Annotated in this window: 1 pseudogene; it reads right to left on the bottom strand. The window is 67.9% G+C overall.

The window, feature by feature from the left end:
- Window positions 1-371 (bottom strand): annotated as a pseudogene (locus tag AB4Z42_RS28495) (acetyl-CoA C-acyltransferase); the annotation flags it as partial.

Raw genomic sequence — 371 nt, 5'->3', positions numbered from 1 at the left:
TTCCTGGATCATGTGGCGGTTCATCTCCTGCTGTACGCACGAGATGGACTCCACGCCGCCGGCCACGAAGATGTCGCCTTCATCGGCAATCACGCGCTGTGCGGCCATGGCGATGGTTTGCAGGCCGGACGAGCAGAAGCGGTTCACGGTGGCGCCGGGCACGGTCACCGGGCAGCCGGCGCGCAGGGCGATCTGGCGCGCGATGTTGGCACCGGTGGCGCCTTCCGGGTTGGCACAGCCCATCAGCACGTCTTCCACTTCACCCGCCTCGATCTTGGCGCGCGCGATGGCGTGCTGGACCGCGTGACCGCCCAGGGTCGCGCCGTGGGTCATGTTGAATGCGCCCTTCCAGCTCTTGGCCAGCCCGGTGC

Origin of the sequence: Mycobacterium sp. 2YAF39 (assembly GCF_052114565.1) — a bacterium.
Classification (GTDB): Bacteria; Actinomycetota; Actinomycetes; order Mycobacteriales; family Mycobacteriaceae; genus Mycobacterium.
This window is presented reverse-complemented; position numbering and strand designations above follow the sequence as displayed.